The sequence below is a fragment of the Sandarakinorhabdus sp. genome, assembly GCF_987265915.1.
The window spans coordinates 1,503,763-1,525,317 of the sequence record NZ_OZ503948.1; the positions used below are offsets into that span (position 1 = coordinate 1,503,763).

General features: G+C 65.2%; 16 protein-coding genes. 5 read left to right on the forward strand and 11 right to left on the reverse strand.

Annotated features, from left to right (window positions below):
- Nucleotide 1 precedes the first annotated feature (1 nt).
- The 3 genes from AC6UUM_RS07325 (at nucleotide 2) to AC6UUM_RS07335 (ending at nucleotide 2,932) form a co-directional block, all read left to right on the forward strand.
- Nucleotides 2-793, forward strand: coding sequence for a type III pantothenate kinase (locus AC6UUM_RS07325; RefSeq protein ID WP_500804669.1), 792 nt, complete (start codon nucleotides 2-4; stop codon nucleotides 791-793).
- Nucleotides 790-2,436 carry a ribonuclease J gene (locus AC6UUM_RS07330; RefSeq protein WP_500804670.1) on the forward strand — a complete coding sequence of 549 codons (1,647 nt, stop codon included), beginning with the start codon at nucleotides 790-792 and terminating at the stop codon, nucleotides 2,434-2,436. The genes AC6UUM_RS07325 and AC6UUM_RS07330 overlap by 4 nt, the downstream gene beginning before the upstream one ends.
- 199 nt (nucleotides 2,437-2,635) lie before the next feature.
- Nucleotides 2,636-2,932: a DUF1467 family protein gene (locus AC6UUM_RS07335; protein WP_500804671.1), complete on the forward strand. Its 297-nt coding sequence runs from the start codon at nucleotides 2,636-2,638 to the stop codon at nucleotides 2,930-2,932.
- A 60-nt stretch (nucleotides 2,933-2,992) separates the two neighbouring features.
- Here AC6UUM_RS07335 and hyoA read toward each other — a convergent pair whose 3' ends face one another.
- The 5 genes from hyoA to gltX form a co-directional block, all read right to left on the reverse strand.
- Complete coding sequence (gene hyoA, locus AC6UUM_RS07340; protein ID WP_500804672.1) at nucleotides 2,993-7,222, reverse strand: NACHT domain-containing antiphage protein HyoA; 4,230 nt, start codon at nucleotides 7,220-7,222, stop codon at nucleotides 2,993-2,995.
- A gap of 358 nt (nucleotides 7,223-7,580) precedes the next feature.
- Complete coding sequence (locus AC6UUM_RS07345) at nucleotides 7,581-8,426, reverse strand: SDR family NAD(P)-dependent oxidoreductase (RefSeq protein ID WP_500804673.1); 846 nt, start codon at nucleotides 8,424-8,426, stop codon at nucleotides 7,581-7,583.
- Between the two features lie 20 nt (nucleotides 8,427-8,446).
- The gene (locus AC6UUM_RS07350; protein ID WP_500804674.1) at nucleotides 8,447-10,576 is read right to left on the reverse strand and encodes a hypothetical protein; all 2,130 of its coding nucleotides are present in this window, start codon (nucleotides 10,574-10,576) and stop codon (nucleotides 8,447-8,449) included.
- 86 nt (nucleotides 10,577-10,662) lie between these two features.
- Nucleotides 10,663-11,946 (reverse strand): citrate synthase, encoded by a 1,284-nt coding sequence (locus tag AC6UUM_RS07355; RefSeq protein ID WP_500804675.1) that lies wholly within the window; start codon nucleotides 11,944-11,946, stop codon nucleotides 10,663-10,665.
- Nucleotides 11,943-13,385 carry a glutamate--tRNA ligase gene (gene gltX, locus AC6UUM_RS07360; protein WP_500804676.1) on the reverse strand — a complete coding sequence of 481 codons (1,443 nt, stop codon included), beginning with the start codon at nucleotides 13,383-13,385 and terminating at the stop codon, nucleotides 11,943-11,945. The genes AC6UUM_RS07355 and gltX overlap by 4 nt, the downstream gene beginning before the upstream one ends.
- 127 nt (nucleotides 13,386-13,512) lie before the next feature.
- On the opposite strand from gltX, the gene AC6UUM_RS07365 reads away from it, so the two are divergent.
- Both AC6UUM_RS07365 and AC6UUM_RS07370 read left to right on the forward strand, forming a co-directional pair.
- Nucleotides 13,513-15,573, forward strand: a complete 2,061-nt coding sequence (locus tag AC6UUM_RS07365; protein WP_500804677.1) for a ComEC/Rec2 family competence protein — start codon at nucleotides 13,513-13,515, stop codon at nucleotides 15,571-15,573.
- 27 nt (nucleotides 15,574-15,600) lie between these two features.
- Nucleotides 15,601-16,638: an amidohydrolase family protein gene (locus tag AC6UUM_RS07370; RefSeq protein ID WP_500804678.1), complete on the forward strand. Its 1,038-nt coding sequence runs from the start codon at nucleotides 15,601-15,603 to the stop codon at nucleotides 16,636-16,638.
- Between the two features lie 102 nt (nucleotides 16,639-16,740).
- Here the strand turns inward: AC6UUM_RS07370 and lexA are convergent, their stop codons facing one another.
- The 6 genes from lexA to AC6UUM_RS07400 are packed head-to-tail and all read right to left on the reverse strand — an operon-like array spanning nucleotide 16,741 to nucleotide 21,510.
- Nucleotides 16,741-17,430: a transcriptional repressor LexA gene (gene lexA, locus AC6UUM_RS07375; protein ID WP_500804679.1), complete on the reverse strand. Its 690-nt coding sequence runs from the start codon at nucleotides 17,428-17,430 to the stop codon at nucleotides 16,741-16,743.
- A gap of 46 nt (nucleotides 17,431-17,476) precedes the next feature.
- On the reverse strand, nucleotides 17,477-18,676 hold the full coding sequence (locus tag AC6UUM_RS07380; protein WP_500804680.1) for a molybdopterin molybdotransferase MoeA: 1,200 nt from the start codon (nucleotides 18,674-18,676) through the stop codon (nucleotides 17,477-17,479).
- A complete protein-coding gene (moaC, locus tag AC6UUM_RS07385; protein ID WP_500804681.1) occupies nucleotides 18,673-19,143 on the reverse strand; it encodes a cyclic pyranopterin monophosphate synthase MoaC in 471 nt (156 codons plus the stop codon). The genes AC6UUM_RS07380 and moaC overlap by 4 nt, the downstream gene beginning before the upstream one ends.
- On the reverse strand, nucleotides 19,140-19,931 hold the full coding sequence (trpC, locus tag AC6UUM_RS07390; protein WP_500804682.1) for an indole-3-glycerol phosphate synthase TrpC: 792 nt from the start codon (nucleotides 19,929-19,931) through the stop codon (nucleotides 19,140-19,142). The genes moaC and trpC overlap by 4 nt, the downstream gene beginning before the upstream one ends.
- Nucleotides 19,928-20,911 carry an anthranilate phosphoribosyltransferase gene (gene trpD, locus AC6UUM_RS07395; RefSeq protein ID WP_500804683.1) on the reverse strand — a complete coding sequence of 328 codons (984 nt, stop codon included), beginning with the start codon at nucleotides 20,909-20,911 and terminating at the stop codon, nucleotides 19,928-19,930. The genes trpC and trpD overlap by 4 nt, the downstream gene beginning before the upstream one ends.
- On the reverse strand, nucleotides 20,908-21,510 hold the full coding sequence (locus AC6UUM_RS07400) for an anthranilate synthase component II (RefSeq protein ID WP_500804684.1): 603 nt from the start codon (nucleotides 21,508-21,510) through the stop codon (nucleotides 20,908-20,910). The genes trpD and AC6UUM_RS07400 overlap by 4 nt, the downstream gene beginning before the upstream one ends.
- Nucleotides 21,511-21,555 lie beyond the last annotated feature (45 nt).

A 21,555-nucleotide genomic window follows, 5' to 3' on the forward strand; every position in this document is an offset into this window, starting at 1 on the left:
CATGCTGCTCGCGATTGATGTCGGCAACACCAATATCGTGTTTGCGCTGTGCATGGGCGACACCATCGTCCACCGCTGGCGCATTTCCACCAATGGCGATCGCACCGCCGATGAATATGCCGTGTGGCTGCACCAATTGCTCGCGCTGGAGGGCGTCAGCCACGCCCATATCGATGCCGCGATCATCTCCACCGTGGTGCCGCCCACCCTGTTCAACCTGCAGCGCCTGTGCCGCAAATATTTTGCAGTGGAGCCGCTGGTGGTCGCCGTCGGCCAGATCGATCTCGGCCTCACCATCGATCTGCCCAACCCGGCCGAAGTCGGCGCCGATCGCCTGGTCAATGCCGTCGCTGCCCACGCCATCTGGCCGGGCAATCTCATCATTGTCGATTTCGGCACCGCCACCACCTTCGATATCGTCTCGGCGGATGGCGCCTATCAGGGCGGCGCGATCGCGCCGGGGCCCAACCTGTCGATGGACGCGCTCTACCAGGCCGCCGCCAAACTGCCGCGCATCGCCATCGAGCCGCCGCCGGAGGGGAAGGGCGCCATTGGCAAGGGCACGGTCCACGCCATGCAGTCCGGCCTGTTCTGGGGCTATGTCGGCCTGATCGAAGGGCTGGTGACGCGCCTGGCCGCGGAAATGCCGCCCCCTGTCACCGTGATCGGCACGGGCGGTCTTGCCACCTTGTTCCAGCGCCACACCACTGCCATAGCCCATGTCGATTATGATCTGACCATTCGCGGCCTGATCCGCCTTCATGCCCTCAACACAAAGACCCAAACACCATGACCCCAGGCAATGAGCTGATTTTCCTGCCGCTCGGCGGTTCAGGTGAAATCGGCATGAACGTCAATCTTTATGGCGCCAACGGCAAATGGATCATGGTCGATCTCGGCATGACCTTTGGTGACGCGCGCTATCCCGGCATCGATGTCGTGCTGCCCGATCTGTCCTTCATCGAAGACCGCCGCAAGGATCTGCTCGGCATCGTGCTCACCCACGGCCACGAAGATCATATCGGCGCCATCCCCTATCTCGCCAATGAACTGAAGGTGCCGCTCTATGCCACGCCGTTCACCGCCGGCCTGATCGCCAAGAAACTGGAGGAAGAAGGCCTGACCCGCGAGGTCAAGCTGAAGATCATCCCCATGGGCGGCAAGGTCGAGCTCGGCCCCTTCTGCCTCACCTATGTGGCGCTGGCGCACTCCATCCCCGAAGGCAACGCGCTCGTCATCGATACGCCCTATGGCCGCATCTTCCACACCGGCGATTGGAAGCTGGATGATGCGCCGATGATGGGCGACCCCGTCACCGCCGCCGAACTCACCCGCATCGGTGACAGCGGCATATTGGCGATGGTCGGCGATTCCACCAACGTGTTCAATCCCGAAGCGTCAGGCAGCGAAAGCGACGTGAAGGACGGCCTGATGCGCCTGATCAAGGCGCGCAAATCCGGCCGCGTCCTCGTCACCACCTTCGCCAGCAACGCCGCGCGGCTGGCCACGCTGGGCCAGGTGGCCAAGGCGTGCGGTCGCGAACTGGTGCTCGCCGGGCGCAGCATGGACCGCATCGTCAGCGTGGCGCAGGCCACCGGATACCTGAAGGACCTGCCGCAGCCGATCGATTGGGATCAGGCGATGGGCCTGCCGAAAAACAAGATCTTGATCCTGTGCACCGGCGCGCAGGGCGAGCCGCTGGCCGCGCTCAGCCGCATTGCCGAAGGCACCCACCCCAAGCTGAAGCTCGATAAGGGTGATCTCGTCGTCTATTCCTCGAAACAAATCCCCGGCAACGAACTGCCGATCGCCCGCGTGCAAAATGCCCTGGCGGCGCGCGGCATCGATGTGATCACCGAAAAACAGGCGCATGTGCACGTTTCCGGCCACCCCGGTCAGCCGGAGCTGGAGGCGATGTACGAATGGATCCGGCCACAGATGGCCATCCCCGTCCACGGCGAACGCCGCCACATGGAAGAACATGCCAAGCTGGCGCTGGAATGCGGCGTGCCAAAGGCGATGGTGCCGGTAAACGGCAGCGCCATCCGCCTGGCGCCCGATGGGCCGAAATTGCTCAGCCATGAAAAGGCCGGGCGGCTGGTGCTGGATGGCGATGTCATCCTGCCGGCCGAAGGCGCCACCATGGTGGAACGCCGCCGCCTCGCTCAATATGGCGTGATCACCGTCGCCGTCGTGGTGGGCCGCAACGGCCTGCCCGCCACCACCCCGGTGGTGAACGCGCAAGGCGTGCCGGTGGAAGAAGACAAGGGCGATTTCCTCGCCGAATGCGCCGAAGCCGCCGAAAAAGCCGCCGCCAAGGCCGATCCCAAACGCCCCGAAGCCTACGCCGACGCCATCCGCAACGCCGTCCGCCGCGTCGCCCGCGACTGGACCGGCAAGAAGCCTGTTACCGAAGTGCAGGTGCTCCGCCTGTGATGCTGGGCGTCCATTCCCTCTCCCTTGACGGGAGAGGCGAGTCGCGCCCCAGCGCGCCGGGTGAGGGTGACTGCACCCTGCGCCACAGAAGCCAACAAGCTCCCTCTCTTCAAGGGAGGGCGACTCGGCCCCAGCCGAGCGGGGTGGGTGGTCCCGCCCGCCGCGACCAAAGCCAAACCCCCACCACAATCGACCCTAGATGAAACCCCAATCCGCCCTCGCCATCTATCTCCTGTTCTGGACGATCACCCTCTTCGCCGTCCTCCCCTTCGGCGTGCGCACCAACGCAGAATCCGGCACCCAAGACATCCCCGGCCAGGCCCAATCCGCCCCCGCCAACCCGATGATCGCCAAAAAACTCGCCTGGACCTCCCTGATCAGCGCGCTGCTGTTCGCCCTGTTCCTGGCCAATTACCACTGGGGCTGGTTGGAACTGGACGATGTGCCCTTCTGGCGCACGCACGGGCCGTATGCGCCTGCGGTTGGGAAGGGGTGACCAAGAGCGTGCCAGCGTATGTCCCTGGTGCCTACCGCATCGGGTCGGCGTAACGCGGTTTCAGCCCGTAGGGTCAGACAGGCGAGCCGTCAGGTCGATGACAATTATGGCGATTTCATCTATGTTTGGGAACTGGCTTGAGTGCTGATGCCAATACTGCGCCAGCGCAGGCTGCAAGCCCCTTACGTCAACAAGTCTGTCGTCAATTTCCCAGCGGCGATCAAGTCGCTCGCGCCCCTGCCATACCAGTAGATACACGGCGTTCCGGATGCGCTGGTCTCGCATGTAGCTGCTGGCCACCTGGTTCAATAGCCGTTCGCACAGTTTTGGCCCGGTCCAATCCATGTCCAACAGCTTTAGTTCGATTGGGACCTGAGCCACATCGCCCAAGGCTTGCACCCATAAATCAGGGCGTTCCGCAGCGGCCATTTCGTGCTCTTGCGCGGCGCTTGCCTGAGCGGCGATCCGCTGGCCAAGCTCTCGTGCGACCAGCTTTCGCATTTCGGTCTCGTCTGGCACCAGCCTCCAGGCTGAAGCAAGGCTGTCATGGCCGTCTTGTAGCCAATGCCGTATATCAAGCAAACCGTTCGCCGCCACTTCGAATAGTTGCCGGTGGGTTTGCGGCACCAGACCGTTAGCATCCAACCTTGCTAGCTGCTGGCTGGAAACCGGCTCGATGTCGCCGTCACTTCGCGCCCGCTGCTGGGCCAAACGTCGCAGCCAGGCCTTGTGGCGCGGATCGGTGGTTTCGACAGACAATTGCAGAAGTGCAAGGAATGTGGGTTTGCCCGGAGAGTCTGCCAACGCTTCCAGTATCGAGCCCCTAGCCCGTTGAGCGTCGTCACGGGGCGTCAGTGAATAGACACCGCCATCGGATCGATTGATGTCATCTTCGAGTCGTATATATTGGCAAGCCAACTGATATAGAGGCAACAAGAATTGCGGTTGCTTGAAATTCCCGAAGTGTATGGAAGTTCCACGGCTTGGGCGCTGATCTGCAAGCGCCAGGATGAACTCGATGGCAATATCAGTCGCATCGGATGCTGAGAGTCTGTTGAGCCAAGCTTCCAATGAAGGCAGCGCCTGACCCGGTGCGACATCCACCCACGCTGCGTACCAAATAGTCTTTAGGCCAGGAGCGAGATCAGATTCCGCCCATCTACCGGCAATAGCTGCTATGGCCTCTGGCGCGACACCACCTGACTGCAAGACGCGTATACCGTCGAGCAACTGGTCCTGGCTGCCAGCTGGTATGGCGGTCATCAGTTCAAGCAGTGGTTCGACCAGACTGGAGTATATGAAGGGCGCTCCATAGGTTACATCTCCAATCGTACTCCGCGTGGGGGCGTCGGTAGCTACTTCCCACTCTTTGCGTATCTGTAACGCTATCCGCTCGGTCGCTTCACCAGGCCGCGCATTGAACATTTTCTCGAGCCAATGCGGAAATCCGTTGAGTTCTCGGTTGAGATAGCTAAGCGCAAGGCTGATTTCAGAGTCTGATAGGTGACGCGGAAACTCAGCCACTTCGGCAGCTTCGATTTCAAGACCCGTCAGTGCAAAGATCGTCGCACATGGCATGCTACCTGAACGATCTGGCAACTTATAGTCCCGCCAAAACTGCATTGCAGCATCGCGGTAAGCCTCTGCCACCGGCAGCCCGAACTCATCGATCAGCACCCGCCATTTCGGCTGCGCCCATCGGCTGTTTTGTTCATCCTTTTCCCGGACTGCATCATGCAGTGCCCATTGCCAACCGCTCAACGTGCCCGGCGCGGATCCCACTGGCAGCTTCACTTTTTGCGGATCGGCCTGCATAGCCCTGATCCAATCCGCCCGGTTCGCTGCTTGGATCGCCTCGCGGGCGCGGTTTTCCCGCTGCCAGGCCGAATCTGCTTCAGCTTCGGACGGGGGAACCAGCCGCTGCTTCAACCGGGCGCCCAGCGCAGAATCGTCATCCACGGCATGTTCGACCGCAGAAATCATATCGGCTGGCCGGTTGGCCACGACGCAAAGGTCGGCGGCCAGCATGGTGGCCAAGCCGCGATCATCGCTGCCTTGATCGGGTGTCATCCAAGTCAGAACGCGCGGCAGGTCATCCGGTATGAACCGCCACAAGATTTGTAGAACCCGCAACGGCCATGGCCCATCCAGCGGTTCATCGCTCCGTGCCCGCCAATGTGCGGCGTGGTGCCAGAACAGGCGATCATTCAGCTCTGGCCAAGCAGCGATAGCGTGAGCCAAAGGGGTAGTGTCATAGCGGCCGTGCCGGGCCACCCACATTTGTGCCGCAGGATAGTTTGTTAGCACATCCAGTGCTTCCGGCAGCATGGCCGAAGGCGCCCGCGCGTCGACCAAGCGATGGATTAAGCCGAGCGCAGCATCCATCAACCAGAGATTGGCCTCTGACACTTCACAATATCGACGCTCCACAAAGGGTGCGGTGCCCAGCAACTGATGCATCACCCGGAGTAAGGCGATCATTGCTTCATCGCCATTGGTCGTCGATGGAATAGGTAGACGATCAACAAAGCCCGTTAATGCTTCTGAAAAACCCTGATCGTTGAAATTCGCAGGCGGATCGAGCTTCGACAAGGTTGTTGCGATGCGACCCACGTTGGCAAGATCAGGTGCCCCCCCTTCAATGATCTCGGCCATCAACCGACGCGGCAACGGCGTGCTGCTTACGTTCAATCCATCCCAAAGGGCATCGCGCTCGATTGCACTCCCACACGCCATGATCGCCCGTGCAGCAGCGATGCGAGCGTAAACGCCGCGTACTGGTGACAACGCAATTGGCATCAGCGATGGCACACAACTTGTTATCTCGCCCAGCCAGGCCAGCCGGCCCAAGAAGAACAGGGCATCGTCATTATCGCCGTGCGCCACTATAAGTTGTTCCGTCAGATTGGCGAGATCAGGTCGGGCAATGCTGGCGATGGCGGCATTATGGGTAGCATTGCGGTCATCCGTGCCAGTCGAGATGCGCGCCACCGTCTCTCGCAGAATCCGCTGCCGTTCCAGCGGAGGAAGGCTCGCCGGGTCTCCCCCCTCTATCGCGACATCAGGGCTGATCGCCAGCGCACGACTGCGGACGTTATCGTCAAATAGGATAAGCCATGGCAGTAAAGGCCGCAGACGCGGCGCGATAAAGTGTTCGCCGTAGCGTTCGCGGAAAAGCCAGCCTTCGACCGTTCGGCGGTTGCTGCCCTGCCGCAACTGAGTTTCTAGAAACCGTGCCGCCAGCAGTTGGCGCATATCCACTTTGCGGAAGCGCACTTGGCCATAAAGAATGTCGCCAAACAGCCCGGTTTGCAGCAAGGCCATGATTTCGTTTGGGGTCCAAGTGTGTCCAAGCACTTCGCGTGCATCGATGCCGTCTACGGCACCGCCATTAGGCACGTTGATCGCGGTTTGCGTGCCCATGGCCATCGCTGCTGCCAGCAGCATGGCGCCCTGACGGGCCTTTTCCAGCGTCAGCGGTAACTTTTTCTCATGGGCCTCGTTGTCGGCCTCCCGCAACAGCTTGTCGATGAAGCTTTCCAGCAATTCAAGCCGACTGCCTATCGCCCTGTCAGTATCCCACTTGTCCACCAGTAGCTTAAACTCGAACGGTTGGCGGGCCATGAAATCCAAGTTCCGCCGCTCGATCAGGGTAATCATGGCTTCGGCATCCGGCACCTGCCAAGCGGCAGCAAAGGTTCGCCAATCGTCTGCTCGCAAGCCGTTCATCGAATAGACCTTTACCTCCCCTTCTGCGTTGGTTGCGCCAGCGCCGCCTAATGAAGTCCAGACCAAGGCCCGGTCGCGCATGTCCTGCCAAGCATAAGGACGGGAAGAAAGGATGACATGCGCGCGGGCGAGGCCGGGCTTGATCCGTTTGGCAAACGCCTTCAGCGCATTTTCCAGCGCGCGATGGGATGCCAGCCGGGCTTCATCAACAGAGTCGAGGAAGAACCAAGCAGAGTCGGTACCAGCGAGCCAAGAGTTGCACTCGTCCACAGTCCCCACATCCATGCCGTGGTCAAACCGCGTTTCAATATCCTCTATCCGGATGAAGAACGCCTGTTGGCCCTCGCTGCGCAAATGCCGGGCGCGGGACAACATCTCATGAGTCTTGCCGGCACCTGCAGCGGCCAGCACGACCGCGCGCCACTGCTGTTCAACCTTCTCCCACCCCGGTTGCAGGTCGCGCGACAGGAAATGAGACCAATCGGTCTCGGCATTGATCGCACTGTCCTTCTGAATCTCAGTGAAAGTTCGATGAAGCGGCACATCACAGAAGTTGATCATGACTCAATGCTGCACCATCAAAATCTTTGCGACTAGAGCAAAGATAAATTCGCCATGTTATTGGTCATCTTGCCCGCGGCGTGTGCCGGCAACGCGATGCGCCGGCTGTCCTACACAGGCAAAGCCTGTCATCAGGGCGCTGTCCGGTGGTCTGGTGCGGGCGAAGATGGGAAATGAGAACAAGCAATGAAAACAAGGCTGTATCCCGCCGGATTCGTCCAAACTGGCAAAACTGCCGCTGATGGGTTCGTCATTTGCCGGCAACGATGTGGGGGATTTGGGATCAATATTCTGCAACGTCAGAACGGTCCTGGCTGACATGGCGGACGCAATGCCCGCCCTGCCACGCGCCAGCGGATCAGCCCTGCATGGCTGCGGTCATGCGGGCGAAGAAGGTGGCGTCGTCCAGTGTGTCGCTCATGGCGATCCAGGCTTCGTCGGTCATGCCGCCGCGCATGGCGGTGAACATCTGGGCGTCCTGGCCGCACAGGGTGCGGAAGGCGGTGATGCGGCCGGCCACGATGTCGAGCACGGTGCCCGCCACCACGGCTGGCGGCGTGCCGTTGGCGGCGTTGGCGTTCATGGCGACCATGCGCCGGCCGTGCGGGTAGGCGCTGTCGGCGCGGGGCTGTGGCAGATTGGCGACGGCCATGTCGGTGGCGATGATCCCCGGTTCGATCAGGGCGACTCGCACGCCGAAGGGCGCCAGTTCCTGGGCCAGCACTTCGCTTGCCGCTTCCAGCGCAAATTTCGACGCGGCATAGGCGCTGTAGGCAAAGGGTGCCATTTGCCCGGCGATCGACGAGATGTTGATGATCAGCCCTTCGCCGCGCGCCCGCATCGCCGGCACCACCGCCTTCATGCAGCGGACGGCGCCAAGATAATTGGTGTTCATCACCGCCTGCATCATCGCGATGGATTCATCCTCCATGGCGTTGATGGACAGGATGCCGGCGTTGTTGATCAGCACGTCGATACTGTCCATGCCAGCCTGCGCGAACAGCGCGGCGACCGAGGCGTCGTCATCGACATTCAGCGCCGCAAGGCTGATCGAGAGCTTTTCCTGTGCGGCGATGTCGGCGAGGTCGCTGCCGCTGGTGTCGCGCATGGTTGCCACCACGTCATGCCCGGCGCGGGCCAGGGTGAGCGTGATCTCGCGGCCGATGCCGCGGCGTGCGCCGGTAACCAATATGCGTGCCATCATGCGCTCCCCGATGCCTGCCTTCAGTTGAACCGCCCTGCGGCCTGGCCGATGGCCAGATAGAGTTTGCCATAGGTGGAGGACAGCAAGGTTGCCCCCAGGGCTTCGCCGCCGCGGTCGGGGACGATTTCGCTGACCAGGGCTTCGAATTCGTTCAGGAAGCGGGTGGCTTCGTTGCGGAATTCGCTGTCGTGGCTGAAGTGGCGCTCGAATTGGCGGCCGGCGCCTTGGTCGAGGCTGGCGGCGAGGCGGCGGGCGATGGCGCTGCGGTCACCGGCGGCATAGTCGGTCCAGGCCTTGTCGTCGATGTCGAACGCCAGCAACTGCGCCATGTCCACGGCGCTGGCCCGCAGATTGTCGATCAGCATGGTGGCGCGGCGGCCGAGTGCGTTGCGGGCCCGCACGTCGGCGCGGGTTTCCACGGCGTCCACATGGGTTTCGACCTCGCTGATCGTCCGGGTCAGCGCCACCAGCCGTTGCGTCACCCGTTCGGCGGCGGCCTGGGCGGCATCCCCGGCGCGGGCTTGCGCGGTGACCAGTTCGTCGATGCGGCTGCGGATCGGCGCGGCGAAGGCGGTTTCGGCCTTGTCGATGGCGGCGCGGCCCAGCGCGGCTTCGGCCTCGGCCACCACGCCGTTCAGCGCGGTGCGCATGGCGCCGGCAGCGGATTGGGCCACGTCGCGCACCCGGCCGAAGGTTTCGATGAGGTCGCCCGATGCGGTGAGCGACAGACGGCTGGTGCTGTTTTCCATGTCGCGCAACCGGTCTTGCGCGACGGCGATGGCATCGCTCAATTCGGCGCTGCTGGCGGCGAGCAGCTCGCGGGCCAGGCTGAGCCGGTCGGTGGCGGCGGTGATGCTGTTGCCGCTGGCCTCCACCGGCGCGGCGAGGGCCTGGGCTTGCGCGGTCAGCGCCGTGAGGCGCTCGCCCAACGCCGCCAGCATCGGCGCGCTGGCCGGCAGGCGCTCATCGATCAGGGCCAGCGTCTGCCCGGCCTCGGCGCCCATCGCCTCCAGCTGCGCCTGCACGCTGGCCAGCGCGGCGGTGGCGCTGCTGATCGGGGTACCCAGCGCATCGGCGCTGGCGGTGGCGCTGGTCAGCTGCGCATCGAGCGTGCCAAGCGCGGCGCTGTTGCTGGCGATGGCGGCACCCAGCCGTTGTTCGAGCGCCTCGACGCGGGCACCTAGGTCCCCGACCAGCGCCGACGCATTCTTCCCGGCGGCGGCGATCTCGCCGGCCACGCGCCCGGCCAGCGCCTGCAACTGCGCCAGCCGATCATCGAGCCCGCGTGCGGCCTCGCCGCCGATATGTTCGAGCGTAGTGCGCGCCTGATCGAGGCTGGCGAGCAGGGCGGTGGTTTGCACATGCACGGCATCGCGGGTGGTATCGACGGCGCCGGTGGTGCGCGTGAAGGCGCTGTCGATCGCGCTATTCAGATCGGCGAGCGGTGCGGCGACGGCAGCCTGGGCGCGGGCAGCGGCGGCGGCCATCGCTTCCAGCCCGCTGCGGCTGGCTTCGGCGGCGGCGCGCGCTTCGGCTTCGGCCTCGCTGGCGCGGGTGTAGAGGCTGGCGAGCAGGGTTTCGGTTTCGGCGAGCTGGGCGCGCAACTGGTTGTCGGCGCGGGTCAGCAGATCGATCAGCGCTTGCCCTTGCGCGGTGGCGGCGGGGACAGCGCCAGCCACATCGCCACTGGCCGCAACCGCGGCGGCGATCGTGGTGGCCAGCCGGGCGTTCACCCCGTCCAGGCTGGCAGCGGCGGCATCGAGCGCGCCGCTGTGGCCGGCAATCGGCCGCGCCAGGCCGGCCAGCCGGTTGGCGGTGGTTTCGAGCTGCGCCTCCAGCCGGGCGAGGGCTTCACCGCTGTTTGTCACGTCGATGGCGGCCTGCCGGCTGCGGATTTCAGCAGCCTCGGCACGGATGGCGGCGATGGCGCCGGCATCGCGCAACTGCAACATGGCCAGCCAGATCACCGCCAGCGGGGCGAGCAACGCAAGGCCGGCAATCACCAGCGGCAGGGCGGCGGCATCGATGGCCAACTGTCCGGTGTACACCGCCCATCCCAGCCCGATGCCGGCCGCCCACAGCAGGCTGGCCAGGATCGCGATGATCCACGGCCAGCGGCGCGGCGGCACAGGGGTGAACAGTTCGTCCATCAGGTGCATCCAAACAGGAAAAGGGGCCGCCGTTCAACCCGGCGACCCCTTTCCAAGCCCTTATCGGTAAAGATTCGGCAAACGCCTCAGCCTCTGGCGCTGAGCGGCACATATTCCCGGCGGCCGTGGCCGGTGTAGAGCTGGCGAGGACGGCCGATTTTCTGTTCCGGATCTTCCATCATTTCCGTCCACTGCGCGATCCAGCCGACGGCGCGCGAAATGGCGAACAGCACGGTGAACATGGAGGTGGGGAAGCCGATCGCCGACATAACGACGCCAGAATAGAAATCGACGTTGGGATAGAGTTTCTTGTCGACGAAATACGGGTCATTCAGGGCAATCTGTTCCAGCTCGCGGGCGACATCGAAGATCGGATCGTTGATACCCAACCGGTCCAGCACATTCTTGGCCACCTTGGCCATCACTTTGGCCCGCGGATCGTAATTCTTGTACACGCGGTGGCCAAAGCCCATCAGGCGGAACGGATCATCCTTGTTCTTGGCGCGAGCGATATATTCCGGAATGCGTTCCGGGCGGCCAATTTCGCGCAGCATGTTCAACGCGGCTTCGTTGGCGCCGCCGTGCGCCGGGCCCCATAGGCAAGCGATGCCGGCCGAAATACAGGCGAACGGGTTGGCGCCCGACGATCCGGCAAGGCGCACCGTGGACGTAGAGGCATTCTGTTCATGATCGGCCTGGAGGATCAGCAATTTTTCCATCGCATCTTCAATGATCGGGTCGATCACATAGGGTTCGGCGGGCACGCCGAAGGTCATGCGCAGGAAATTGCCGGGAAACGACAGGCTGTTGTCAGGATAGAGGAACGGCTGCCCGATCGAATATTTATAGGCCATCGCCGCCAGCGTCGGCATCTTGGCGATGATCCGGTGCGACGCGATCACACGCTGCTGCGGATCGTGAATGTCAGTGCTGTCGTGATAGAAGGCTGCCATCGCGCCGACGATGCCGCACATGATCGCCATCGGGTGCGCATCGCGCCGGAAGCCGCGATAGAAGGTCGCGAGCTGTTCATGGATCATCGTGTGGCGGGTGATGTTCCGCGTGAACTCCACATTCTCGGCGGCGTTGGGCAGATCGCCGTTCAACAGCAGATGCGCCACTTCCAAGAAGCTGGATTGTTCGGCCAATTGCTCGATCGGGTAGCCGCGATAGAGCAGCACGCCTTCGTCGCCATCGATATAGGTGATCTTGGATTCGCAGCTGGCGGTGCTGGTGAAGCCCGGATCATAGGTGAATCGGCCGGTGTTGGCATAAAGCTTGCGGATGTCGATGACTTCCGGCCCGACGCTGCCGGCGTGCACCGGATATTCGGCGCTGCTGCCATCGATGCTGATATTGGCCGTGCTCATCCCGTGATCCCCTTTGCTTGTTCCAGCGCATCATCGATCCGCCCCAGCGCCTCGCCTTGGCCCAGCACCTCCAGGACCTCGAAGAGGCCGGGTGACTGGGCCGATCCGGTCACGGCGGCGCGCAGCGGTTGAGCGACCTGGCCAAGCTTCAGCCCTTCGCTTTCCGCCAACGTCCGTGCCGTCTGTTCCAGCGCGGCTGCCGTCCAGTCTGACTGGGCGGCGAATCGAGCCCGGGCGCGGTCAAGCAGCCCCGGCGTCGCAGAGGCTAGCAGCTTGGCAGCGCTGTCGTCCATGGGAATTGGGCGGTTGCGAAGATAGAAAAGGCTGCTTCCTGCCAAATCATTGAGGTTGCTGGCGCGTTTCTTCAGTTCGGGCATGGTGCGTTGCAACAAGGCCCTGTCGTCATCGCCCAGTTCGCGACTCAATGCCGCAGCAACACGCGGCGCGATCAAAGCCACCAGCCGGGCATCATCGGCGGCGCGCAGATAGTGCCCGTTCAGATTCTCCAGCTTCTTCAGATCGAAGCGCGAGGGTGATCGGCCCACTCCAGCCAGATCGAACCACGCGGTCGCCTGTTCGCGGCTGATGGTTTCGGCATCGCCGTGGCCCCAGCCCAACCGCAGCAGATAATTCTCCACCGCTTCGGGCAGCATGCCCAATTCGTCGCGATAGGCATCCACCCCCAGCGCTCCGTGGCGCTTGGAAAGTTTGGCGCCATCGGTGCCGTGGATCAGCGGAATATGCGCATAGATCGGCTCCGGCCATTCCAGCGCGCGGATCAGCGCCAGTTGCCGGAAGGCGTTGTTGAGGTGATCGTCGCCGCGGATCACGTGCGTCACGCCCATGTCGTGATCGTCCACCACCACGGCCAGCATGTAAGTGGGGGTGCCATCAGAGCGCAGCAACACGAAATCATCGAGCTCGGCATTGTTCACCGTCACGTCGCCCTGCACGCGATCGCTGATCGTCACGCTGCCTTCGCGCGGTGCCTTCAGGCGGATCACATAGGGCTGATCATTGGGGAAATCCGTGCGATCGCGCCAGCGGCCATCATAGCGCATCGGCTGTTTCGCGGCGCGCTGGGCCTCGCGCAGCGCCTCCAGTTCGGCTGGCGTCGCATAGCAGCGATACGCGCGGCCCTGGGCCAGCAACTGGTGCGCCACCTCGGCGTGGCGGGCCGCCCGGCTGAACTGATAAACAATCTCTCCGTCATGGTTCAGATTCAGCCAGGCCATGCCATCCAGGATCGCCGCGATCGCCGGCTCGGTGGAGCGGGCGCGATCGGTATCCTCGATGCGCAGCTGAAATTCGCCGCCGTGGTGGCGGGCGAACAGCCAGTTGAACAAGGCGGTGCGGGCGCCGCCAATGTGCAGAAATCCGGTGGGCGATGGCGCGAACCGGGTGACGACCTTGCCGATTTCATCCTTGCTTGCGCTCATGCGCGTTTCGTCCAATCTCTTGCATGGGGTCGTGACCGGGAGGGGTGCACGGAACGAGCGGGTGGTTAGCAGAAGGGCACAGTCCATACAAATCGCCGCGCGGGTGCAAGCCGCCTGGCGCGACTGGTTGAGCGCGGAGCGCGATCGGCTGGCGTTGTGGCTGCCGGTGGCGCTGGCCGCCGGCATCTTGCTGTGGTTCGTGTTGCCGTGGGCGGCGTGGCGCGCGGCGGCGGCGCTGGGCCTGCTGGCGCTGCTGGTCGGCGGCGGCCTGGCCGGGCTGCGGCCGCTGGCGTTGGCGGCGGGCTTTGCACTGGCCGGCATGGCGGCAGTGGAGGTGCGGGTGGCCGGCAACGCGCATGCCGTGCTGGCCGAACGCAGCGTGGCGACATTCGAAGCCAATGTGGTTGGCGTGGAGCCGGTGGCCGGCGGTGGCCAACGGCTGGTGCTGGCCGGCAGCGCCTTGCCCGGTGGCATTGCCCGCGCCCGGCTGACCCTGCGCGGTGAAGCGCCGCCGGTGCCGGTGGGCGCGCAGGTGCGGTTGCGCGCGCTGTTGTCGCCGCCGGCCGGCGCGGCCGTGCCTGGCGGGCTCGATCTGGCGCGACGGGCGTGGTTCGATGGCATTGGCGCGACCGGTGTGGTGTTGGGGCCGGTGTCGGTGCTGGCACCGCCACTGCCGGGCCCGCGGCTGTGGCTGGATCAGGCGCGCGCACGGTTGCAGGCGTTGATCACTGCGCGGGTGCCAGGCGAGGCCGGCGCGCTGGCGGCAGCGTTCGTGACCGGGCAGCAGCGCGCCATTCCCGAACCCGCCACCCAGGCGATGCGGGATTCGGGGCTCGCACACCTGATGTCGATTTCGGGCCTGCATATCGCGGTGGTGGTGGGCGGCATAGCCTGGCTGGCGCGGCTGGGGCTGGCGCTGTGGCCCTGGCTGGCGTTGCGGGTGCCGGTGCCGACCATTGCCCTGGCGCTGGGGGCATTGGCCGGCGCGGCCTATACGCTGCTGGCCGGCGCACAGGTGCCCACGGTGCGCGCCGCCATTGCGGCGGGGATCGTGGTGCTGGGCATGATGCTCGGTCGGCAGGCGATTTCGTTGCGGCTGCTGGGCGCGGCGGCGCTGGCGATCTTGCTGGTGCGGCCCGAAGTGCTGCTGGGTGCGAGTTTTCAACTGAGCTTTGCTGCGGTGATCGGTATTGTCGCGCTCTATGAAAGCCGGCTTGGCCGCTGGCTGGCACGTCCACGCGAAGACGAAAACTGGTGGCAGGGGCTGGCGCGTGGCGCGGCGGCGCTGCTCGCCAGCGGGTTGGTGGCGGAGGTCGCATTGTCGAGTATTGGCCTGTATCATTTCGGGCGCGGCGGGCTTTATGGCGTCGGCGCCAATCTGATCGCGATCCCGTTCACCAGCTTTGTCGTGTTGCCGACGCTGATGCTGGCGCTGCTGGGGGAGGCGCTGGGAACCGGCCTGATATGGCCAGTTGCCGGCTGGGCGATCCAGATGCTGATCGATCTGGCCGATCAAGTCGCGGCTCTGCCGGGCGCAGTGATCACCGCGGTGGTGCCGGCGCCGGCCTTTGCCCTTGGGGCGGCTGGCGGCCTTTGGTTGGCGCTGTGGCAAAGCCGTGTGCGCTGGTGGGGCCTGGTGCCGATTTTTGCCGCGATTCTTGTGGCGGTACAAGCGCCGCTGCCCGATCTGCTGATCAGCGGCGACGGCCGCCACCTGGGCCTGCGGCTGGCGGATGGCCGCTTGGGGCACAGCCGGGAACGGGTGGGCGATTATCTGATCGACGTGTGGAGCGAGAGCATCGGTGCCGCCGGGGATACCGCGCAGTGGCTGGGCCACACCGGTATGGCGCGCTGTTCGCCCGATACCTGCGTGATCGATGTGACGCGGGGCGGGCGGCGTTGGCGGGTGTTGGCCACCACCAGCGCGGCGCTGATCCCGCGTGCCACCATGGCACCAGCGTGCGCGGCGGCCGATATCGTGGTGTCGGATCGCCGACTGCCGGGGTGGTGCCGGCCGCGCTGGCTGTTGCTCGATCGCGCGCGGCTCGGCGCAACGGGCGCAGTGGCGATCCGGCTGGATGGCCGCGTGGTGGCGACGGCGCACGATGCCGTGGGGGACAGGCCGTGGCAGCCACGGACCGACAGCCCGCAAATGCGCCAGTCGCGGTTCCGGCATTTGCCGTCATGATGGGTAGCAACAGTGAAGGGGCAGGCCATGGCCGACATCATCGATCCGCACCTGACGATCATCGATCCACACCACCATTTGTGGGATCGGCGCAGCCTGCCACCAGCCGGGGCCGACGCCCATTCCTTTGTGCAGGCGATCGCGCTCAGTCCGCTATATCTACTCGACCAGTTGCTGGCCGACATGGGCAGCGGCCACAAGGTGGTGGCGACGGTGTTTCTGGAATGCGGGGCGTTCTACCGCGCGGATGGGCCGGCGGCGTTGCGCCCGGTGGGGGAGACCGAGTTCGTCAATGGTGTGGCCGCGATGGCTGCCAGTGGTCTGTACGGGCCGGCGCGGGCCTGTGCCGGTATCGTCAGCCATGCCGATCTGCTGCTGGGCGAGAGTGTGGCGCCGGTGCTGGAGGCGCATCTGGCGGCCAGCCCGGCACGGTTTCGCGGCATCCGCCATTCGCCGGCCCATGATCCGGACCCGGGCGTTCTCGGCATCTTGCAGCGCAATCCGCCGGGGCTGCTGGCCGATCCGCGCTTTAGGGACGGGCTGCGGACCTTGGCCCGCCATGGCCTGAGCTATGATTGCTGGTTGCTGGCGCCGCAGTTGCCGGAGCTGGTGGCGATGGCGCGGGCGATACCTGAACTGATAATCATTTGTGACCATCTGGCGACGCCGCTGGGGGTTGCATCGCATGCCGGGCAGCGCGATGCGGGGTTTGGCGCATGGGCGGCCGGAATCAAGGACCTCGCGGCCTGCCCGAATGTGGTGATGAAGCTGGGCGGCCTCGCGATGCCGTTCGGCGGTTTTGCCAGCTTCATGGCCGATCCGATGGCGACGGCGGTGCAACTGGCCGATGAATGGCGGCCGTGGATCGAAACCGCGATCAACGCGTTCGGCGCGCAGCGTTGCATGTTCGAAAGCAATTTCCCGGTCGATCGCGGTACCTGCGATTACGCGACGCTGTGGAATGCCTTCAAGTTGATCGCCGCCGGGGCGAGCGCGGCAGAGAAGACTGCGCTGTTCAGTGGCACAGCGGCGCAGGTTTACCGGCTTGAGTTGCCTGCCTCTTGACCGGAACAATCGAAATTCCCTCCCCGCAAGGGGGAGGGATTGTAGTGCTGCAATTTGAGTCCAATCGGGCGCCAGCGTCTTGATCAGCGGCGCAGAGTCCAATCAGTGGTAGCGGCGCAGCAATCCTGCCAGCTTGCCCTGGATACGGACCTGTTCAGGGCGGTAAATCTGCGGCTGGAAGGCGCTGTTCGCCGGATCGAGGCGGATCAGGCCCTTGTCGCGGCGCAGATATTTCAGCGTGGCTTCCTCATTGTCGATCAGTGCCACGACGATATCGCCATCACGGGCATCGTCGCAGCGACGGATCAGGGCGTAATCGCCATCATGGATGCCGGCTTCGACCATCGAATCGCCCGACACTTCGAGGGCATAATGATCGCCGGGGCCAAGCAGCGCGGCGGGAACGGAGAGCGACTGGTCGCTTTCCAGCGCCTCGATCGGCAAGCCGGCAGCGATGCGGCCATGCAACGGCACCACCACCGTATCATTGGCCGCCAGCATCGCCTGCGGCACTGGGCGCGGCTCAGGCTTGGGCTGGCTGGCCACCAGGCTCAGCGCGGGCTTCGCAGCGGTAAGCGCATCGGGCAGGCGCAGCACTTCCAGGGCGCGGGCGCGGTTGGGCAGGCGGCGGATGAAGGCGCGTTCTTCAAGCGCGTTGATCAGGCGGTGCACACCGGATTTGGACTTCAGGCTGAGCGCCTCCTTCATTTCTTCGAAGGAGGGCGACACGCCATCGGATTTCAGCCGTTCATCGATGAAGACGAGCAATTCCTGTTGTTTTCTGGTGAGCATCGCCGCGTCCCCTCCATACCGTCAAAACGGAACATGGACAGAACATCTAGAAAACAGATTGGAACATGTCAAGCGCGATGCAGGGCACCGAATCGCCAGCCGCCGCCGCAGGTGCGTGCGGTTCGCGGATGATCAGCAGATCCGCGGCGGCCAGGCGCGACAGCATCGCGCTGTCCTGCGCGGCGAAGGCTTCGGCACCGGCCGGGGTGCGCCGCGCGCGCAGATGATCGCGGCGGCCACCATTGGCGTCCAGGGCTATGGCCAGCGGCAGAGTTTCGATCGGCAGGGCGTGGTGGCGGCCGGCAAGGCGCGCAATCAGCGGCACGGCAAACAGCAATGATGTCACGAAGGCCGACACCGGGTTGCCGGGCAAGCCGAGCACACGCGTGCCGCTCAGCGTGCCGGCCAGCAGCGGCTTGCCGGGCCGGATGGCGACCTTCCAGAAATCGATATCCGCACCCAGATCGCGCAGCACCGGCACCACCAGATCATGATCGCCCACCGATGCGCCGCCGATGGTCAGGAACAGATCAGCATTCGCACCGGTGATGGCCGCAGCCAGCGCGGCACGATCATCGCGCACCAGGCCGGGATCGTGCACATCGGCCCCGGCACCGCGCAGCAGGGCGATGAGCATCGCCGGCACGCTGGAGACGATCTGCCCCGGCCCCGGCGTGGCCCCCGGCAGCACCAGTTCATCGCCGGTGGCGATCAGCGTCACCCGCGGCCGCCGCACCACCGGCAGCGCGCCATGGCCGGCGGCAGCAGCAAGGCCGAGATGCGGCGGCGTCAGCCGTGTGCCGGCGGTGATCATCGCGTCGCCGGCAGCAAAATCCTGGCCAGCCACGCGGATATGGGCGCCCAGGTGCGGCGGGCCTTCGCCCGTCAGGCACGCGGTCGTGCCGTCCCGCGCGACCTCTTCCTGCACGACGATCGTATCGGCGCCGGCGGGCAGGGGCGCGCCGGTGAAGATGCGCAAAGCCTGTCCCGGTGCCAGCGTGCCGGCCCAGCCATGGCCGGCGGCACTTTCGCCAACCACCTGCCATGGGACGTGGCGATCGGCCCAGCGGATCGCATAGCCATCCATGGCGGCGGCGGCGAACGGCGGCTGGGTCAGGCGGGCGACGATATCCTGCGCCAGCACCCGCCCGGCGCAGTCAGCCAGGGCAAGGGTTTCGGCCGGCAGCAGCGTGGCACCGGCCAGCAAGCGATCGAGCGCCGCCTGATAGGGCAGCAGCCCGGTCATTCAGCGGTGAAATCGCCAGAGCGCCCGCCGGACTTCTTCAGCAGGCGGATACCATCGATGCGCATGCTGCGGTCCAGCGCCTTGGCCATGTCGTACACCGTCAACAGCGCGGCGGAGACCGCGGTGAGCGCCTCCATCTCCACACCGGTGCCGTGGGTGGTCGCCACCGTTGCCGTGGCGCGGATGCCGGCGGCGTCCAACGCCAGATCGACGCTCACGGCATCGATGGGCAGCGGGTGGCACAGCGGAATCAGGTCGGCGGTGCGCTTGGCGGCCATGATGCCGGCGATGCGGGCGGTGGCCAGCACATCGCCTTTCTTCACCGCCTGGGCGGCGATGGCGGCCAGGGCATCGGGGGCAACATGGATATAGCCTTCGGCGGTGGCTTCGCGGCGGGTGGCGGGCTTGGCGCTGATATCGACCATGCGCGCCGCGCCACTATCATCGAGATGGGTGAGCTTGCTCATGCCGCGAGGCCGAGCAGGGTGCGGGTGGCGGCGGTCACATCATCCTGCCGCATCAGGCTTTCGCCAACCAGGAAGGTGCGGATGCCAACGCCGGCCAACGCCGCCAGATCTGCATGGCCGGTCAGGCCGGATTCGGCGACAAGCGTCTTGCCTTCGGTGTCGGCAAGCTCAAAGCTGGTGGCGAGATCGACCGCCAGGGTTTTCAGATTGCGGTTGTTGATGCCGAGCAGCGGGGTATTGAGCCGCAGCGCGCGGTCGCGTTCGGCGGCATCATGCACTTCGATCAGCACGTCCATGCCCCATAGCTGCGCCACCGCTTCCAACTCGGCGGCCTGCGCGTCGGACAGGGCAGCCATGATCAGCAGGATCGCATCGGCGCCGAGCGCGCGGGCCTCCACCACCTGATAAGGATCGACGATGAAGTCCTTGCGGATCACCGGCAGGGAGCAGGCAGCGCGGGCCACGACCAGATAATCATCGCTGCCCAGAAACCAGCGCTCCTCGGTGAGCACCGACAGGCAGGCAGCGCCGCCGGCCTGGTAGGCGCGGGCGAGCGCAGCAGGATCGAAATCGGCGCGGATCAGGCCCTTGGAGGGGCTGGCCTTCTTGCATTCGGCGATCAGGGCATGGCGGCCGTCAGCGTGGGCGGCGTGCAGCGCGGCGATGAAGCCGCGCACAGGGTCGGCGGCGCGGGCGGCGGCTTCCACATCGGCCAGGCTGCGTTGCGCCTTGCGGGCGGCATACAGGTCGCGCTTGTGGGCGACGATGGTGCTGAGCGTGTCGGTCATCGGAAGCCTATCCAGCGGGCGAGGGTGTCAGCCGCGGCGCCGCTGTCGATGGCGGTGGCGGCGTGCGCAGCGGCCTGTGACAGGGTGAGGGCGGGGCGGGCCACGGTCAAGGCGGCCGCAGCGTTGAGGATCACCATGTCGCGATAGGCGTCAGGCTGACCGGCCAGCAGGGCCCGCAGGCGCTGCGCGTTATATTCGGGGCTGCCGCCCTTCAGCGCCTCGTTCGGGTGACGCGGCAGGCCGGCGCTTTCGGGGCTGAGCGTGAGCGGTGTGAGCGCGCCATCGGCCAGCGCCATCGCCGTCGTCTCGCCGGAAATCCCCACTTCGTCAAAACCCTGGCCGTGCACCACCAGCGCAGCGCGGCTGCCCAGTGCTTGCAGGGCCTGTGCCATCAACGGCACCGGCGCCGGCGCGAACACGCCGAGCAATTGTTGTTCGACGCCGGCCGGATTGCACAACGGCCCCAGCAGGTTGAAGATGGTGCGCCGGCCGAGTGCGCGCCGCACCGGGGCCACTCGCGCCATTGCCGGGTGGTGCCGCGCCGCATGCAGGAAGGTGATGCCAACCGTATCGAGGCACGGCCCCAGCCGCTCCATCGGCAATTCCGGCACGCCCAGCATCATCAGCACATCCGCGGCGCCGCTGGTGGAGGAAGCGGCACGGTTGCCGTGCTTGGCGAGCTTGACGCCGCAGGCCGCCACCACCAGCGCCACCGCTGTGGAAATGTTGAGGCTGTGCATGCCATCGCCGCCGGTGCCGCACACATCCAGGGCGGCGGGGGCTGCAAATGGCTGAAGCACGCGCATTCGCAGGGCGGTGGCCGCAGCGACGACTTCGCCCGCAGTCTCGCCGCGATCCGCCAGCGTGGTCAGGAACGCCGCCAGCGCCGCGTCCTCCACCGTGCCGTCAAAAATCGCGGCAAAGGCGTTCGCGGCCGCGTCGTCATCGAGCGGGCTGGTCGGATCGGGCAGTCGGCTCATGCGGCGATGGAAAAGTCTGGTGACAGCCCGGCCAGCGCCATGAAATTGGCCAGCAGTTTGTGGCCATGCTGGGTGGCGATGCTTTCGGGGTGGAATTGCACGCCATGCAGCGGCAGATCGCGATGGTGCATGCCCATGATCAGGCCATCGGGGCTGTGCGCGTTGACCACCAGTTCAGCGGGCAGGCCGACCTCGCGCACGGTCAGGCTATGGTATCGGGTGGCTTCGAACGGGTTGGGGACATTGCGGAACACGCCGGTGCCCGTGTGGGTCATGGTGCTGACCTTGCCGTGCATCACCTGCGGCGCGCGCTCGACGATGCCGCCAAACGCCTGGCCCAGCGCCTGGTGGCCGAGGCAGACGCCCAGCAGGGGCGTGCGGGTTTCGGCGGCGGCCGCAATCAACGCCAGGCAGATGCCGGCCTCGCTGGGCGTGCAGGGGCCTGGGGAGAGCAGGATCGCCTGGGGGTGCATCGCCATCGCATCCTGGGTGGTGATCGCATCGTTGCGCACCACGCGCGTATCGGCCCCAAGCTCGGCCAGATAGTGCACGAGATTGAAGGTGAAGCTGTCGTAATTGTCGATGACGAGGATGGTCATGGAGGGGGTTTAGCGCGTCGGCGCGGCGGCGTCATCTGCTTGAGT

Bases quoted from the DNA above. Each gene is read 5' to 3' on its own strand.
- AC6UUM_RS07335 (WP_500804671.1), top strand. From the start codon at position 2,636: ATGAAACCCCAATCCGCCCTCGCCATCTATCTCCTGTTCTGGACGATC.
- AC6UUM_RS07345 (WP_500804673.1), bottom strand. From the start codon at position 8,426: ATGATGGCACGCATATTGGTTACCGGCGCACGCCGCGGCATCGGCCGC.
- AC6UUM_RS07325 (WP_500804669.1), top strand. From the start codon at position 2: ATGCTGCTCGCGATTGATGTCGGCAACACCAATATCGTGTTTGCGCTG.
- AC6UUM_RS07355 (WP_500804675.1), bottom strand. From the start codon at position 11,946: ATGAGCACGGCCAATATCAGCATCGATGGCAGCAGCGCCGAATATCCG.
- gltX (WP_500804676.1), bottom strand. From the start codon at position 13,385: ATGAGCGCAAGCAAGGATGAAATCGGCAAGGTCGTCACCCGGTTCGCG.
- AC6UUM_RS07370 (WP_500804678.1), top strand. From the start codon at position 15,601: ATGGCCGACATCATCGATCCGCACCTGACGATCATCGATCCACACCAC.
- trpC (WP_500804682.1), bottom strand. From the start codon at position 19,931: ATGACCGACACGCTCAGCACCATCGTCGCCCACAAGCGCGACCTGTAT.
- moaC (WP_500804681.1), bottom strand. From the start codon at position 19,143: ATGAGCAAGCTCACCCATCTCGATGATAGTGGCGCGGCGCGCATGGTC.
- lexA (WP_500804679.1), bottom strand. From the start codon at position 17,430: ATGCTCACCAGAAAACAACAGGAATTGCTCGTCTTCATCGATGAACGG.
- AC6UUM_RS07380 (WP_500804680.1), bottom strand. From the start codon at position 18,676: ATGACCGGGCTGCTGCCCTATCAGGCGGCGCTCGATCGCTTGCTGGCC.
- hyoA (WP_500804672.1), bottom strand. From the start codon at position 7,222: ATGATCAACTTCTGTGATGTGCCGCTTCATCGAACTTTCACTGAGATT.
- AC6UUM_RS07330 (WP_500804670.1), top strand. From the start codon at position 790: ATGACCCCAGGCAATGAGCTGATTTTCCTGCCGCTCGGCGGTTCAGGT.
- AC6UUM_RS07400 (WP_500804684.1), bottom strand. From the start codon at position 21,510: ATGACCATCCTCGTCATCGACAATTACGACAGCTTCACCTTCAATCTC.
- trpD (WP_500804683.1), bottom strand. From the start codon at position 20,911: ATGAGCCGACTGCCCGATCCGACCAGCCCGCTCGATGACGACGCGGCC.
- AC6UUM_RS07350 (WP_500804674.1), bottom strand. From the start codon at position 10,576: ATGGACGAACTGTTCACCCCTGTGCCGCCGCGCCGCTGGCCGTGGATC.